The following is a 13735-nucleotide window of genomic DNA, read 5'->3' on the forward strand; positions in this document are numbered from 1 at the left end:
AATTGAATTAATTAACGATTTGTTTAACTTATATTACCCGAGGATGACCAGCGGACTTATTAATTATTTAAATATAATGATTTCATAATGATTTATTTTAAAAAACATTATTCAATACTATAAGTGTACAAATAACCTAATGATAAAACCTTTCCCACATCAGTAAGTTATCCTTTATGATTAGCACGATCACTTTTCAAAATAAAATAGATAAAAGAAGATTGAAAATTGACAACCGGCCTGACCGCCGCGATATCTATCGATTTTTGTTCTAACGATGGAAAAAAACGTGCTGAAAATTATTTAATTTTTTCTCGTCTGTTGTATCTGGCATCGTTCCCGCCGGCGTTTCAGAGAACCTCTGAACGGAATGATCCGTTCAGGGCTCACCACATCAGTTGCCCAATCAGCGGTGCGGCGATCACCGTAATAATCCCCGCCAGCATCATCACCAGGCTGGAAACCACGCCTTCTTCCTGCCCCATTTCATAGGCTTTTGCCGTGCCGGCACCGTGCGACGACGCCCCCAGCCCCGCCCCCTTGGCCAGACTGCTGCGCACCGCCAGCCGCAGAAACAGAATGTCCCCCACCGCCATGCCGAACACTCCGGTGATCACCACGAACAGCGCCACCAAATCCGGCTGGCCGCCCATCTGTTTGGCGGCCTCCAGCGCAAACGGCGTGGTGATGGAACGTACCGCCAGACTACGTTGCACCTCTTCCGGCAGCGTTAGCAGCCGCGCCAACCACACCGAGCTGTAGACCGCCACCAGCACCGCCGTCAATACCCCGGCGCTGAGCGATAGCCAGTGGCGGCGGATAATATGCAGATTTTCATAAACCGGCACCGCAAACGCGATAGTCGCCGGCCCCAACAGCCACAGCAGCCAGTGCGTTTCGCCAATGTAATCCTGATACGAGATATGCGTCACCACCAGTAACAGCACCAGGATCATCGGGGTCAGCACTAACGGCATCAGCAGCAGGGTTCGGCGGCGGCGGTAGAGTTTCTTATTGGCGAAGTACAACGCCAGCGTCGCCAGAAAACAAACCAGGCTAAGGATATAATCATTCATCGCGCTGTTTCCGTCGCTGCAACCAAAGCTCTAAACGGTATACCCGGTCGACCACCAACCCGGTGGCGCCGAGCGTCAGCATGGTGCTGATCGCAATCACCAGAAAAATCTTCCAGCCTTCCACCATCAGCAACTGGGCATAGTTGACCACCGCCACCACCGCCGGAACAAAAAACAGCAGCATTTCTGCCAGCAGCCAGCGCGAGCCGGCCCTGACCCAGCTCAACGGCAAAATCCTCAGCAGGATCAGCGCCAACAACATCAGCATGCCGACAATGTTGGCGGGCAGCGGCAGATGAAATTGCTGTACCAGCCGATCGGCAATCAGAAACAGCACCGCGTATAAAGCAACCTGAACCGGTACCTGCAGGCGGGTCAACAGAGAGGGGGCTGCGCGGCGTAACGCCAGTGACATGGGAGATAGCCTCAAAAAATTCAAGGATTGCAGTATACGCGGCCAGGAAACCTTGCCTGAAATGAATTAAAATCATCAATATCATGCCATCAGGGAATAGTTTCCCGCCGGTATTGTCCTGAGGAGAACCCAACGTGGATGTCCGCACCCTGCGTTACTTCGTGGAAGTCGTGCGCCAGCAAAGCTTTACCCGCGCGGCGGAGAAACTGTTCGTCACCCAGCCGACCATCAGCAAGATGCTGCGGCATCTGGAAGAAGAGTTGGAGTGTACGCTGCTGATCCGCGAAGGACGCAAGCTGCACCTGACCGACAGCGGCCAGGCGGTATACCAGCGCGGGCTGGCGATCCTGGATGAGTTCCGCCAATTGGAAGCCGAACTGGAAGACATCAGCTCGGTGAAAAAAGGCGTGTTGCGGCTGGGTATCCCGCCGATGGTCGGCCGGCAGATCGCCGATTTGATCCGTCAGTTTCGTCAGACCTATCCCGGCATCGAACTGAAAATTTCCGAGCTGGGCGGGTTGTCGGTTGAGCAAGCAGTGATGTCCGGCGAACTGGATCTGGCCATGACGGTGCTGCCCGTCGACCTGGATCAGCCGCTGACCTTCCTGCCGCTGCTGAACCATCCGATGTGCGTGGTGGCGCCGCGTACGCCGCACTGGCTTAACCGCACCAGCATCGATATCGCCGAATTGGCCAACTGGCCGATCCTGATTTATAACGAAGATTTTTCGCTGTACAAAATGCTGATGAAGGCATTCCGCCAGGCCGGTTTTGAACCGCAGATTGCCGTACGCAGTGGGCAGTGGGATTTTCTGGCATCGATGGTACAGGCCGGGGTCGGCATCGCTACCCTGCCGGAGCCGGTATGCCAGTGGCTGGATAAAGAAAACCTGATCTGGCTGCCGCTGGAACCGAGGATGGAATGGCGCGTGGGGCTCATCTGGCGCCAGGGCAGCTACCTGTCGCACGGCGCCCAGGCCTGGATCGCCTGCTGCCGCGACTACTGGCCGCCGATCAAATAGCCCCAATAACAAGGGCCGCATCTGCGGCCCTGTTGGCGTTACCCTTCGCGCTCTATCAGCAGCGCTTCCAGCAGGTCGAGATCGTGCAACAGCTTTTGCAGCGTCTCGTTGCTGATTTTCTGCGTAGCGCGCAGGTGATACAACTCCCCGCGCTCGGCGCGCAGTGCGGTCAGGCGGAAGCGTCGCTCCAGGTTCTCCAGCATCAATGCATTTTCGATATCGTCTTTGGTGGTGATGCGCCGCCGCAGCGTGCCCACCACCCGTGAACTGATCTCTTTCAGCACCTGCGGGTCGATGTTCTCCTCTACGTCGACGGCCAGACGTTCTTCCATCTTGTTGATGCTTTCGATCGCCACTTCAGCCGCCAGGGCAATCGCCATCCGCTCCTCGCTCTTGCTGGCGCTCTTGTCCACCACCACTACGCCACGCAGCAGCAACGGCAATGCCAGCACACCGACGATCAGTGAAAGCAGGATCACGCCGGCGGCGATAAACACCAACTGATAGCGCGCGGGGAAGGCGGAACCGTCACTGAGCAGCAGTGGAATCGACAGCACGCCGGCCAGGGTGATTGCCCCGCGCACCCCAGCGAACGATGCCACCCACAGCTCACGCGTACTGTAATCGCCAAACTGCAATGGCCGTTTTTTCATAAAGCGCCGGCTGGCGTTTTTCATCAGCCACAGCCAGGTAAAGCGCAGCAACAACAACGCTGCATAGATAATCGCCACGTCGGCGAACAAGTACCAGGTCTGAATGGTCGGATCCAGCTCCGCCTGCAAGATTGAGGTTTCCAGGATCCCCGGCAGTTGCAGGCCCAACATGATGAACACCATGCCGTTAAACACGAATTCCAGCATCGCCCAGACGCTGTTGGCGCGCAGGCGCATCGCCAGCGGCGCATTGCGGATCACGCCGGACTGGCTGATGGTCATCCCCGCGGCAACCGCGGCCAGAATGCCGGAGACGCCGATGTGTTCGGCAATCAAGTAGGAAGCAAACGGCAACAGCAGCAGGAACACAATCTGCGTGGCCGGATCATCGCCGCTCCAGCGGCTCATCATCCGCAGCGATTTGCTGTAGCACCAGGTGACCGCCACACCGGCCAGCAGGCCGCCGATAGCGACCTTGAGGAACTCCAGGGTAGCGCCGCCCACGGTAAACACCATGGTGCCCATCGCCACTGCGATGGCGAATTTGAGCGAAACCAAGCCGGACGCGTCGTTCATCAGCGCCTCGCCTTCCAGCACGCCCATAATCGGTTTCGGGATGCGCCCTTTACCGACGATGCCGCCCAGCGCCACGGCGTCAGTTGGCGACAGTACCGCCGCCAGCGCAAACGCCGCCACCAGCGGGATGCCCGGCACCATGGCGTAAATCAGGTAACCGATACCCACCACGGTAAGCAGCACCAGCACCAGCGCCAGGCCCAGGATTTCACGGCCGTGATGCAGGAATTCGCGCGTTGGGGTTTTCCAACCGTCGGCAAACAGCAGCGGCGGGATAAACAGCACCAGGAACAGTTCGGGGTCAAAGTCGACGTGCAGCCCGAAATGGGGCCAGGCCAGCAGGGCCCCGATGGCGATTTGCATTAACGGCAGCGGTATTTGGAACGGCAACATACGTGTCACCACCCCGGACAGGGAGACCACCAGGATCAAAATGAGGATTGTAAAAAATATTTCCATGCTTTCCTTAGACTCTCGGGTTCAGACTACATCTCTGATATATACCCGAATAGTAGATCACTTTTTTTACAGCGATTAAAGCTTGTTGTGCCTTTCAAAACGCAGCGCAGGCAGAAGGAGATTTTTCTGAAGGGGAATAGGGTCAAACTTTCCCCCGCCCAGCGGGAGGGGGAAACGCGGAGGGTTAAATAGCCCAACCACCGGCGTAGAACGCCACCAGTGCGACGGCAATCAGCACGGTGCCGATATTCAGCCTGCGCCATTCGCCGGAGAAAATACGGCCGATGACCAGCGAGCTGAAGCCCAGCATGATGCCGGTGACGATATTACAGGTCAGCACGATAAACACCGCGCACAGCAGGCCGGACATGGCGTCGACGAAGTCGTTGAAATCCAGCTTGGTGACGTTGCTCAACATCAGCAGGCCAACGTACATCAGCGCCGGTGCGGTAGCGTAAACCGGCACCAGATAAGACAGCGGCGACAGGAACAGGATTAGCAGGAACAGCAGGCCAACCACGGTTGCGGTCAGGCCGGTTTTCCCGCCCGCTGCGGTGCCCGCGGCGGATTCGATATAGACTGCCGCCGGAGCCGCGCCCACCAGACCCGAGAAAATGCTGCTCAGGGAATCCGAGGTCAGTGCCTTGCCGCCGTTGATGATCTGCCCGTCTTTGTCCAGCAGGTTCGCCTGACCGGCCACCGCGCGAATGGTACCGGTCGCGTCAAACACTGCCGTCATCACCAGTGCCAGCACGCTAGGCAACACCACGGGTTGCAACGCCCCCATGATATCCAGGCTGAAGATCAGCGAGTTGCCATTGGCATCCGCCAGACTTGGCATGGCGAACAGCCCCTGATATTTCACCGCCGGGTCAAACAACAGGCCAATCACCGAAATAGCGATAATCACCAGCAGAATACCGCCGGGTACGCGCAGTTTTTCCAACCCGAAAATCACTGCCAGGCCGAGCAACGTCATCACCACCGGGAAAGAGGTGAATGCGCCCAGCGCTACCGGCAGGCCATCCAGCGGGTTCTTCACCACCAGACCAACGCCGTTGGCGGCGATCAGCAGCAGGAACAGACCGATGCCGATACCTGTGCCGTGCGCCACGCCCATCGGCAGATTGCGCAAGATCCAGGAACGGATGCCGGTGATCGAGATAATGGTAAACAGCACGCCCATCAGGAATACCGCACCCAGCGCTACAGGAATGCTGATGTGCTGGCCCAGCACCAGGCTGAAGGCGGTGAAGGCAGTAAGGGAAATCGCACAACCGATGGCCATCGGCAGGTTAGCCCACAACCCCATCAACAATGAGCCGAGACCGGCGACCAGGCAGGTGGCGACGAACACCGCCGTGGGCGGGAAACCCGCTTTACCCAACATGCTCGGCACCACGATCACCGAATAAACCATCGCCAGGAAGGTGGTTAAGCCCGCCACCACTTCCTGACGCACGGTGCTGCCGCGTGCGGAAATATTAAAATAGCCATCAAGCCCGCCTTTTGGTTTAACGGCGTTGTTCGCTTGAGAATTCGACATGTTGCTGTCCCCTGTGTGTCATTGCCAGCCCGTTTCAAAAGGCTTGTTATTCCGCCCGCGCATGTTCATTACGAAATCGTTTCCGTCACGTTGGCTTCCCTGCCCTTCGGCCGCGCCGCCCATTGGCGCCGCGTAAAAAGGCAAACGTTTAACTCCCATCGCGTGATGCGGGTGATTTATGGTGGTTTATTCAAGGCAAACGATTATCCGGCCTTCCATATCCTCCGATCAACCAAAGATCGCGGCAATTCATGCAAAAAAGCGCCGAGATCAATCATTATCGAAAAGGCGATATTTGTCACATAGGTAAATCCGATGGGAACGCCCCCGGCTCAGGAGGGCAAAAATCGGTTACTGAGCCTGTGCGGCTTTTTCGTCCATGTACATCAGTTCCCAGATATGGCCGTCCAAATCCTGGAAACCGTGACCGTACATAAAGCCGTAATCCTGCGGCTGATTATAGGTATTGCCACCGGCGGCTATCGCCTTGCGCACCATGCTGTCCACTTCCGCCCGGCTGGGCTGCGACAGGCAAACCAGCACTTCCGTCGTTTTCCTGGCATCGCCAATCGGATTCGGGGTGAACATTTTGAATTTATCGTGGGTCAGCAGCATCACATAAATGGTATCGCTGACCACCATGCAGGCGGCGGTATCATCGGTAAACTGCTGATTAAAGCTGAAACCCAGCCGGGTAAAAAACTCGATGGATGCAGGCAGATTGCCCACCGGCAGGTTAACAAAAATTTGCGTAGCCATGAGCTACCTCCGAACAGACGTTAACCCCTCAAGTATAGATCATGTCATCAGCTCAGCAGTTCATAAGGGCCGCCCTGCTCCAGCGCCCGTTGGTAGGCCGGCCGGGTATGGATACGTTGCAGATAGCCACGCAGCTTCGGGCAACCGTCCAGCGAGCCGCGTGCCGCCATCACTTCCAGTGGGAAGCTCATCTGGATATCCGCCGCGCTGAACTCATTGCCGACAAACCAGGTGCTTTTGCTCAGGTGCTGCTCGAGATAGTCGCGATGCGTGGCGATCTGTTTGTCCAGATATTCTCGCTGAACCCCTTTGCCAATCGCCCCCGCCACCGGTCGCAACAACCAGGGGATTGGCGGTTGTCCCAGGCGACCGAACACCAGCTTCATGACCTGCAGCGGCATCAGCGATCCTTCCGCATAATGCAGCCAGTAACGATATTGCTGGCGGGCATGGTGGTCGGTCGGGATAAACAGCCCCTGGGCATCGTAGGCTTCTTGCAAATATTCGATAATGGCGCCGGATTCCGCCAGGGTCAGATCGCCATCGACAATCACCGGAGATTTGCCAAGCGGGTGGATCTTTTTCAGCTCCGGTGGAGCCAGCATGGTTTGCGGATCGCGTTGGTAACGCTGCACCTGATAAGGCACACCCAGTTCTTCCAGAAACCACAAGATACGCTGCGAGCGTGAGTTATTCAGATGGTGCACGATAATCATGACGTTTCTCCAATCCGTTGCCAAACCAGTTCGCCAATCTGCACGCCGTTGCCGATTTGCAGCGGCACGGTACGCAGCGTCAGCCGATCGTCAGTGAAGCTGTAAAAGCGCACCTGACGGCTGCCGATCCAGTTGGGGAACGAGCTGCCCTCGACCTGATGAACAATCCGTTGGTCGCTCTCATCCACCCGATAGCGGCCGAAGTAACAAATCATATTGATGAAGGCGGCGCGGATTTCCTGCTCGTTGCCCTGGCCAAAATCGTCAGCGGTAAAGCGCGGCCGCGTAGCGCTGTAAAGCTGCGCCGCCATGGTGCCGTTGGCCTCATAATTAATGCGACCCAGCACCTGCTCCCCCAACGGGTAATTGACCTTGCCGTCTTCGTCTTTAAATACCGAAGACAGTAGCGACCAGCTGCCGATAAATGCATTGATTGCCATGGTGCATCCCCCTTTAAGGATCGTCATTAAAGGGTAGTGGCGATTATTCCAGCACGCCAGCGCTCAAAATTAAGTCAGTTTATTTGAATGAAATACTCAAAACTCTCCGATTTTCTCTGTAGGCATGTCGGTCTATTATTCAACACATCGAGAGGCAACAACCTCTCACCTGACAAATACCCTGAGGATTGAATCATGAAAAACATCAAAATTTTTGCTACTGCTCTACTGCTGACTACCGCTTCTTTCGCCACCGTTGCCGCTGACCAGCCTTCCAGCCAACCTGCCGCCGACGCTCAGAAAATCGGTGTCATCTCCGTTGCCGGCGCTTCTAACCTGAGTGCACTGGAAACCGAACTGGCTAACAAGGCCGCAGCATCAGGCGCCAGCTCTTACCGCATCATCTCTGCCGGTGGCCAGAACAAACTGCACGGCACCGCTGAAATCTTCAACTGATCGTCAGACAGCCCACTGACGGAAGAAAAAAAGCCCCGCGAGGGGCTTTTCTCGTTTCTAGCGCGCATCAAAACGCTTCGCCAGCTTCTGCAGACGAAATTGCTCGGTAATGTAGTCGACAAACACTCGGGTTTTACTCGGCAGAAATTTGGTGGTGGGAAAGTAAAGATAGACGCTACCGCGATCGACATACCAGGCTGGCAACACCCGCACCAGGCGGTCGCTTTCCAGATAAGGCAAGGCATTTGGCATGGCGATCAAAGCAATGCCCAGCCCCATTTCCGCCGCTCGCGCCGCCGCCTCAGGCTCATTCACCATCATGTTAATGGTCATCAAGGGTGCCCGCTGTTCGTTATCCGCATTGCGCAGCGGCAGGTTGCGAATGCGCCCGGTTTGCGGCGAGCGGATAAAAATCCCCGCGTGATTCGCCAGCTGTTCCGGTTGGCTCAAAAGCGGATGGCGCCGCAGATAATCCGCCGAGGCCACCAATACCCCGTGGGCCGGTGCCAGTTCACGCGCGATCATTCCCTGCGCCAGTTCGATGCCCCCGCCGATTGCAGCGTCGAAATGCTCGCCAATCATATCCACTTTGCGATTGTCAAAATGCCAGTCTGGCACGATCGCCGGATAACGAGACAAAAACGCCGGCAACAGAGGCATCACAAAATGCAGACCGAAGGCGGTGCCCATACTGACCTTGAGCGTACCTGCCGCTATGCCGCCACTGCTGCTCACCCCTTTCAGCGCGCACTGGATCGACTGCAAACCACCGCTCACCTCCTGCAGAAAACGTTCCCCTTCTTCGGTCAGGATCAGCTTGCGCGTGTTGCGCTGGAACAGCCGTACCCCCACCAGCGTCTCCAGCCTGGTGACATTCTTCCCCACCGCCGCAGAGCTGATGCCCAGTTTGCGGCCGGCAGCGGAAAAACTGCCGTTTTCCGCACTGCTGACAAAACATTCCAGATGGCCGAGCATGGCTTTCCCCTGTAGATTTCAAACCTGTGGTTTAAGCTGATTATAGCGCTTTGCGGCTAGTGGCCGCGTTGCGTTTCTCCGATACTGGTCCGGTAGATTTTTTAACCTTACCCACTCTGGAGAAACATCATGTCAGCAACCCTCTCTCTGCAAGGCAAAGTCGCATTCGTTCAGGGCGGCTCACGCGGTATCGGCGCCGCCATCGTCAAACGACTGGCGCGTGACGGCGCAGCGGTGGCATTCACTTACGTAGCTTCCGCCGACCGGGCCGATGCCGTGGCAAGTGAAATCACCGCCGTCGGCGGCAAGGCTATCGCCATCAAAGCCGACAGTGCCGACGCCGCAGCAGTACAGCGAGCGGTACGCCAGGCGGTGAACAGCTTCGGCAATCTGGATATTCTGGTGAATAACGCCGGGGTGTTTACGTTGGGCAGCACCGAAGAACTGGCGCTGGAAGATCTGGACCGTATGTTGGCGGTGAACGTACGCAGCGTCTTTGTTGCCAGCCAGGAAGCTGCGCGCCATATGAACGACGGTGGCCGCATCATCCACATCGGCAGCACCAACGCCGAGCGCGTGCCCTTTGGCGGTGCCGCAGTTTACGCAATGAGCAAATCCGCGCTGGTCGGCCTGACCAAGGGCATGGCGCGCGATCTCGGCCCGCGCGGCATCACCGTCAACAACGTGCAGCCCGGCCCGGTGGATACCGAGATGAACCCGGACGACGGCGATTTCGCCGAGCAGTTGAAACAGCTGATGGCCATCGGCCGCTACGGTAAAGATGAAGAGATCGCCAGCTTCGTCGCCTACCTGGCCGGCCCGCAAGCAGGCTACATTACCGGTGCCAGTCTGAGTATCGACGGCGGCTTCTCGGCTTAAGGTTTCTTAAATGCAAAAAGCCCCGCAAGGGGCTTTTTTATGGGCTTCAGACAGCCTGATATCAGAAAGGAATATCGTCGTCGAAGTCCATTGGCGGTTCGTTGCTGCTGGCTGCCGGCGCATTGTTCTGCGCTGGGCGAGCCTGCTGGCCGCCGCTGAACTGGTTGCCGCCCTGTGGTTGCTGAGGCTGGCCCCAACCGCCCTGGCCACCCGCTGCCTGGCCACCGCCGGCAGGTGCGCCGCCGCCTTGACGGCCGCCCAGCATCTGCATGGTGCCGCCAACGTTAACCACAACTTCGGTGGTGTATTTTTCTACGCCAGCCTGATCGGTCCATTTACGGGTCTGCAGGGCACCTTCGATATACACCTGGGAACCTTTACGCAGATATTCGCCCGCCACTTCAGCCAGCTTGCCGAACAACACCACGCGGTGCCACTCGGTTTTTTCTTTCTGCTCGCCAGTCGCCTTGTCACGCCAGCTTTCGGAGGTCGCCAGGGTAATGTTGGCCACTGCGCCGCCATTCGGCATGTAACGGACTTCCGGGTCTTGGCCCAGATTCCCGACCAGAATTACTTTGTTTACGCCTCTGCTGGCCATGAGAACTCTCCTGATGATTGATTTTTACACAGTATAAACGAGTAAGTTTAACACGCTCAGCCTGAAACGACACCCGTGTTGATAACTGCGTATTGTATTCCAGAATTGTCCTTTCGAACGACCTTGTTGCATTCGTATACTGGATATTCATTCAGGTTTTTTTGTGTCATAATTATGCGTTTCGTACTGGCTGTGCCGATTTTTTGCGCGTTTGATCACAAAATAACCCGCACTAAATCCAGACAGGCGCGGTGTATCATCAAGACGGGAAGTGTAAATGGACAATATCGAAGTTCGTGGTGCTCGAACCCATAATCTCAAAAACATCAACCTGATTATCCCGCGTGACAAGCTGATCGTCGTCACCGGTTTGTCCGGTTCAGGCAAGTCCTCGCTGGCTTTTGATACGCTGTATGCCGAAGGGCAGCGCCGCTACGTCGAGTCGCTCTCCGCCTATGCACGCCAGTTTCTTTCGCTGATGGAAAAACCGGACGTCGACCATATTGAAGGTCTGTCGCCGGCGATTTCCATCGAGCAGAAATCCACCTCGCATAACCCGCGATCCACGGTCGGCACCATCACCGAGATCCACGATTACCTGCGCCTGCTGTTCGCCCGCGTCGGCGAACCGCGCTGCCCGGATCACCATGTGGAACTGGCGGCGCAAACCGTCAGCCAGATGGTGGACAACGTGCTCAGCCAGCCGGAAGGCAAACGCCTGATGCTGCTGGCGCCGGTGGTGAAAGACCGCAAGGGCGAGCACACCAAAACGCTGGAAAACCTGGCGACCCAGGGCTATATCCGGGCGCGTATCGACGGCGAAGTCTGTGACCTATCCGATCCGCCGAAGCTGGAACTGCAGAAGAAGCACACCATTGAAGTGGTGGTCGATCGCTTCAAGGTGCGCGAAGATCTGGCGCAGCGCCTGGCGGAATCGTTCGAAACCGCGCTGGAATTGTCCGGCGGCACGGCGGTAGTGGCCGACATGGACGACGAAAAAGCGGATGAGCTGCTGTTCTCCGCCAACTTCGCCTGCCCGATCTGCGGCTACAGCATGCGCGAGCTGGAACCGCGTCTGTTCTCGTTCAATAACCCGGCCGGTGCCTGCCCGACCTGTGACGGCCTGGGCGTACAGCAGTTCTTCGATCCGGAACGCGTGGTGCAGAACCCCGAGCTTTCGCTGGCCGGCGGTGCGATCCGCGGTTGGGATCGCCGCAACTTTTATTATTTCCAGATGCTGCGTTCGCTGGCGGAGCATTATGCGTTCGACGTCGAAGCGCCGTTCAACACCCTGGACGCCAACGTGCAGAAAGCGGTGCTCAGCGGTTCCGGCAAAGAGTCGATCGAATTCAAATACATTAACGATCGCGGTGATACCACCGTGCGCCGCCACCCGTTCGAAGGCGTGCTGCACAACATGGAACGCCGCTATAAAGAGACGGAATCCAGCGCGGTGCGCGAAGAGCTGGCGAAGTTTATCAGCAACCGCCCTTGCGCCTCCTGTCACGGCACCCGCCTGCGCGAAGAAGCGCGCAACGTGTTTGTCGAAGACACCACGCTGCCGGAAATCTCCGATCTGAGCATCGGCCACGCCATGACCTTCTTCCAGAACATGAAGCTCAGCGGCCAGCGCGCCCAGATCGCCGAAAAAGTCCTGAAAGAGATTGGCGACCGGCTGAAATTCCTGGTAAACGTCGGGCTTAACTACCTGTCGCTGTCGCGCTCGGCGGAAACCCTGTCCGGCGGCGAGGCGCAGCGTATTCGTCTGGCCAGCCAGATCGGCGCCGGCCTGGTGGGCGTAATGTACGTTCTTGATGAACCGTCGATCGGCCTGCACCAGCGTGACAACGAACGCCTGCTGGAAACGCTGATCCACCTGCGTAACCTGGGCAACACGGTGATCGTGGTGGAGCATGACGAAGACGCCATCCGTGCCGCCGATCATGTGATCGACATCGGCCCCGGCGCCGGCGTGCACGGCGGCCAGGTGGTGGCGGAAGGCACGGTCGAAGACATCATGGCGCAGCCCGAATCGCTGACCGGCCAGTTCCTCAGCGGCAAACGCGAGATTGCCATTCCTGAGCAGCGCGTACCGGCCGATCCGACCAAGGTGCTGAAGCTGAGCGGCGCGCGCGGCAACAACCTGAAAGACGTGACGCTGACGCTGCCGGTGGGGCTGTTTACCTGCATCACCGGGGTCTCCGGATCCGGTAAATCCACGTTGATCAACGACACGCTGTTCCCGATCGCCCAACGCCAGCTCAACGGCGCCACCATTGCCGAACCGGCGCCGTTCCGCGAAGTGACCGGCCTCGAGCATTTCGACAAAGTGATCGACATCGATCAGAGCCCGATCGGCCGTACACCGCGCTCCAACCCGGCTACCTACACCGGCATCTTCACCCCGGTGCGCGAGCTGTTCGCCGGCGTACCTGAGTCGCGCAGCCGCGGCTATAACCCAGGCCGCTTCAGCTTTAACGTCAAGGGCGGGCGCTGTGAAGCCTGTCAGGGCGATGGCGTGATCAAGGTGGAAATGCACTTCCTGCCGGATATCTATGTGCCTTGCGACCAATGCAAAGGCAAGCGCTATAACCGTGAAACGCTGGAAGTGAAGTACAAGGGCAAGAGCATCCACGAAGTGCTGGAAATGACCATCGAAGAAGCGCGCGATTTCTTCGACGTGGTACCGGCGCTGGCGCGCAAGCTGCAAACGCTGATGGACGTCGGCCTGTCCTACATTCGCCTCGGCCAGTCGGCGACCACGCTGTCCGGCGGTGAGGCGCAACGCGTCAAGCTGGCGCGCGAGCTGTCTAAACGCGGTACCGGACAGACGCTGTATATCCTCGATGAGCCGACCACCGGTCTGCACTTCGCCGATATCCAGCAACTGCTGGCGGTGCTGCATCAGCTGCGCGATCAGGGCAACACCATCGTGGTGATTGAGCACAACCTTGACGTGATTAAAACGGCGGACTGGATTGTCGACCTGGGGCCGGAAGGCGGCAGCGGCGGCGGTGAAATCCTGGTCTCCGGCACGCCGGAAACCGTGGCCAACTGCGAAGCTTCGCATACCGCTCGCTTCCTCAAGCCGTTACTGAAAATGAAGAAATAACCTTTCTTGCCGGCGGGCCGTTTGCGGCCCGCCCTTTCATCCGCCCGCCATAA

The 13735-nt window shown here is 57.5% G+C and carries 13 protein-coding genes; 4 read left to right on the top strand and 9 right to left on the bottom strand.

Annotated elements, in window-relative coordinates:
• Positions 1-386: 386 nt before the first annotated feature.
• Positions 387-1076 (bottom strand): LrgB family protein, encoded by a 690-nt coding sequence (locus D4100_RS23950; protein ID WP_065506668.1) that lies wholly within the window; start codon positions 1074-1076, stop codon positions 387-389.
• On the bottom strand, positions 1069-1491 hold the full coding sequence (locus tag D4100_RS23955) for a CidA/LrgA family protein (protein WP_065506669.1): 423 nt from the start codon (positions 1489-1491) through the stop codon (positions 1069-1071). The genes D4100_RS23950 and D4100_RS23955 overlap by 8 nt, the downstream gene beginning before the upstream one ends.
• 134 nt (positions 1492-1625) lie before the next feature.
• Here D4100_RS23955 and D4100_RS23960 point away from each other — a divergent pair, with 134 nt between their 5' ends.
• A complete protein-coding gene (locus D4100_RS23960) occupies positions 1626-2513 on the top strand; it encodes a LysR family transcriptional regulator (protein WP_065506670.1) in 888 nt (295 codons plus the stop codon).
• A 38-nt stretch (positions 2514-2551) separates the two neighbouring features.
• On the opposite strand, the gene D4100_RS23965 is transcribed toward D4100_RS23960, so the two are convergent.
• The 5 genes from D4100_RS23965 to D4100_RS23985 form a co-directional block, all read right to left on the bottom strand.
• The gene (locus tag D4100_RS23965; protein WP_006317852.1) at positions 2552-4201 is read right to left on the bottom strand and encodes a Na+/H+ antiporter; all 1650 of its coding nucleotides are present in this window, start codon (positions 4199-4201) and stop codon (positions 2552-2554) included.
• Between the two features lie 184 nt (positions 4202-4385).
• On the bottom strand, positions 4386-5747 hold the full coding sequence (locus tag D4100_RS23970; protein ID WP_006317851.1) for an NCS2 family permease: 1362 nt from the start codon (positions 5745-5747) through the stop codon (positions 4386-4388).
• A 351-nt stretch (positions 5748-6098) separates the two neighbouring features.
• On the bottom strand, positions 6099-6506 hold the full coding sequence (locus D4100_RS23975; protein ID WP_006317849.1) for a VOC family protein: 408 nt from the start codon (positions 6504-6506) through the stop codon (positions 6099-6101).
• Between the two features lie 47 nt (positions 6507-6553).
• Positions 6554-7222 carry a glutathione S-transferase family protein gene (locus D4100_RS23980; RefSeq protein ID WP_006317847.1) on the bottom strand — a complete coding sequence of 223 codons (669 nt, stop codon included), beginning with the start codon at positions 7220-7222 and terminating at the stop codon, positions 6554-6556.
• Positions 7219-7662, bottom strand: a complete 444-nt coding sequence (locus D4100_RS23985; RefSeq protein WP_119805404.1) for a lipocalin-like domain-containing protein — start codon at positions 7660-7662, stop codon at positions 7219-7221. Before D4100_RS23985 ends, D4100_RS23980 begins: the two co-directional genes overlap by 4 nt.
• 195 nt (positions 7663-7857) lie before the next feature.
• On the opposite strand from D4100_RS23985, the gene bhsA reads away from it, so the two are divergent.
• Complete coding sequence (gene bhsA / locus D4100_RS23990) at positions 7858-8118, top strand: multiple stress resistance protein BhsA (protein WP_006317844.1); 261 nt, start codon at positions 7858-7860, stop codon at positions 8116-8118.
• A gap of 57 nt (positions 8119-8175) precedes the next feature.
• Here the strand turns inward: bhsA and D4100_RS23995 are convergent, their stop codons facing one another.
• Positions 8176-9093 carry a LysR family transcriptional regulator gene (locus D4100_RS23995; RefSeq protein WP_119805405.1) on the bottom strand — a complete coding sequence of 306 codons (918 nt, stop codon included), beginning with the start codon at positions 9091-9093 and terminating at the stop codon, positions 8176-8178.
• A 129-nt stretch (positions 9094-9222) separates the two neighbouring features.
• Between D4100_RS23995 and D4100_RS24000 the strand changes: the two genes are divergently transcribed.
• Positions 9223-9972 (top strand): 3-oxoacyl-ACP reductase family protein, encoded by a 750-nt coding sequence (locus D4100_RS24000; protein ID WP_006317824.1) that lies wholly within the window; start codon positions 9223-9225, stop codon positions 9970-9972.
• Positions 9973-10033: 61 nt separating this feature from the next.
• Here the strand turns inward: D4100_RS24000 and ssb1 are convergent, their stop codons facing one another.
• Positions 10034-10570 carry a single-stranded DNA-binding protein SSB1 gene (gene ssb1 / locus D4100_RS24005; RefSeq protein WP_006317814.1) on the bottom strand — a complete coding sequence of 179 codons (537 nt, stop codon included), beginning with the start codon at positions 10568-10570 and terminating at the stop codon, positions 10034-10036.
• A 277-nt stretch (positions 10571-10847) separates the two neighbouring features.
• On the opposite strand from ssb1, the gene uvrA reads away from it, so the two are divergent.
• On the top strand, positions 10848-13682 hold the full coding sequence (gene uvrA / locus D4100_RS24010; RefSeq protein WP_006317813.1) for an excinuclease ABC subunit UvrA: 2835 nt from the start codon (positions 10848-10850) through the stop codon (positions 13680-13682).
• The last annotated feature ends 53 nt before the right edge of the window (positions 13683-13735 follow it).

This window comes from Serratia inhibens, assembly GCF_003591175.1.
Classification (GTDB): Bacteria; Pseudomonadota; Gammaproteobacteria; order Enterobacterales; family Enterobacteriaceae; genus Serratia; species Serratia inhibens.

Excerpts from the sequence above, each read along its gene's own strand:
- D4100_RS23950 (WP_065506668.1), bottom strand. The coding sequence starts at position 1,076 with ATGAATGATTATATCCTTAGCCTGGTTTGTTTTCTGGCGACGCTGGCG.
- D4100_RS23955 (WP_065506669.1), bottom strand. The coding sequence starts at position 1,491 with ATGTCACTGGCGTTACGCCGCGCAGCCCCCTCTCTGTTGACCCGCCTG.
- D4100_RS23965 (WP_006317852.1), bottom strand. The coding sequence starts at position 4,201 with ATGGAAATATTTTTTACAATCCTCATTTTGATCCTGGTGGTCTCCCTG.
- D4100_RS23970 (WP_006317851.1), bottom strand. The coding sequence starts at position 5,747 with ATGTCGAATTCTCAAGCGAACAACGCCGTTAAACCAAAAGGCGGGCTT.
- D4100_RS23975 (WP_006317849.1), bottom strand. The coding sequence starts at position 6,506 with ATGGCTACGCAAATTTTTGTTAACCTGCCGGTGGGCAATCTGCCTGCA.
- D4100_RS23980 (WP_006317847.1), bottom strand. The coding sequence starts at position 7,222 with ATGATTATCGTGCACCATCTGAATAACTCACGCTCGCAGCGTATCTTG.
- D4100_RS23985 (WP_119805404.1), bottom strand. The coding sequence starts at position 7,662 with ATGGCAATCAATGCATTTATCGGCAGCTGGTCGCTACTGTCTTCGGTA.
- bhsA (WP_006317844.1), top strand. The coding sequence starts at position 7,858 with ATGAAAAACATCAAAATTTTTGCTACTGCTCTACTGCTGACTACCGCT.
- D4100_RS23995 (WP_119805405.1), bottom strand. The coding sequence starts at position 9,093 with ATGCTCGGCCATCTGGAATGTTTTGTCAGCAGTGCGGAAAACGGCAGT.
- D4100_RS24000 (WP_006317824.1), top strand. The coding sequence starts at position 9,223 with ATGTCAGCAACCCTCTCTCTGCAAGGCAAAGTCGCATTCGTTCAGGGC.
- ssb1 (WP_006317814.1), bottom strand. The coding sequence starts at position 10,570 with ATGGCCAGCAGAGGCGTAAACAAAGTAATTCTGGTCGGGAATCTGGGC.
- uvrA (WP_006317813.1), top strand. The coding sequence starts at position 10,848 with ATGGACAATATCGAAGTTCGTGGTGCTCGAACCCATAATCTCAAAAAC.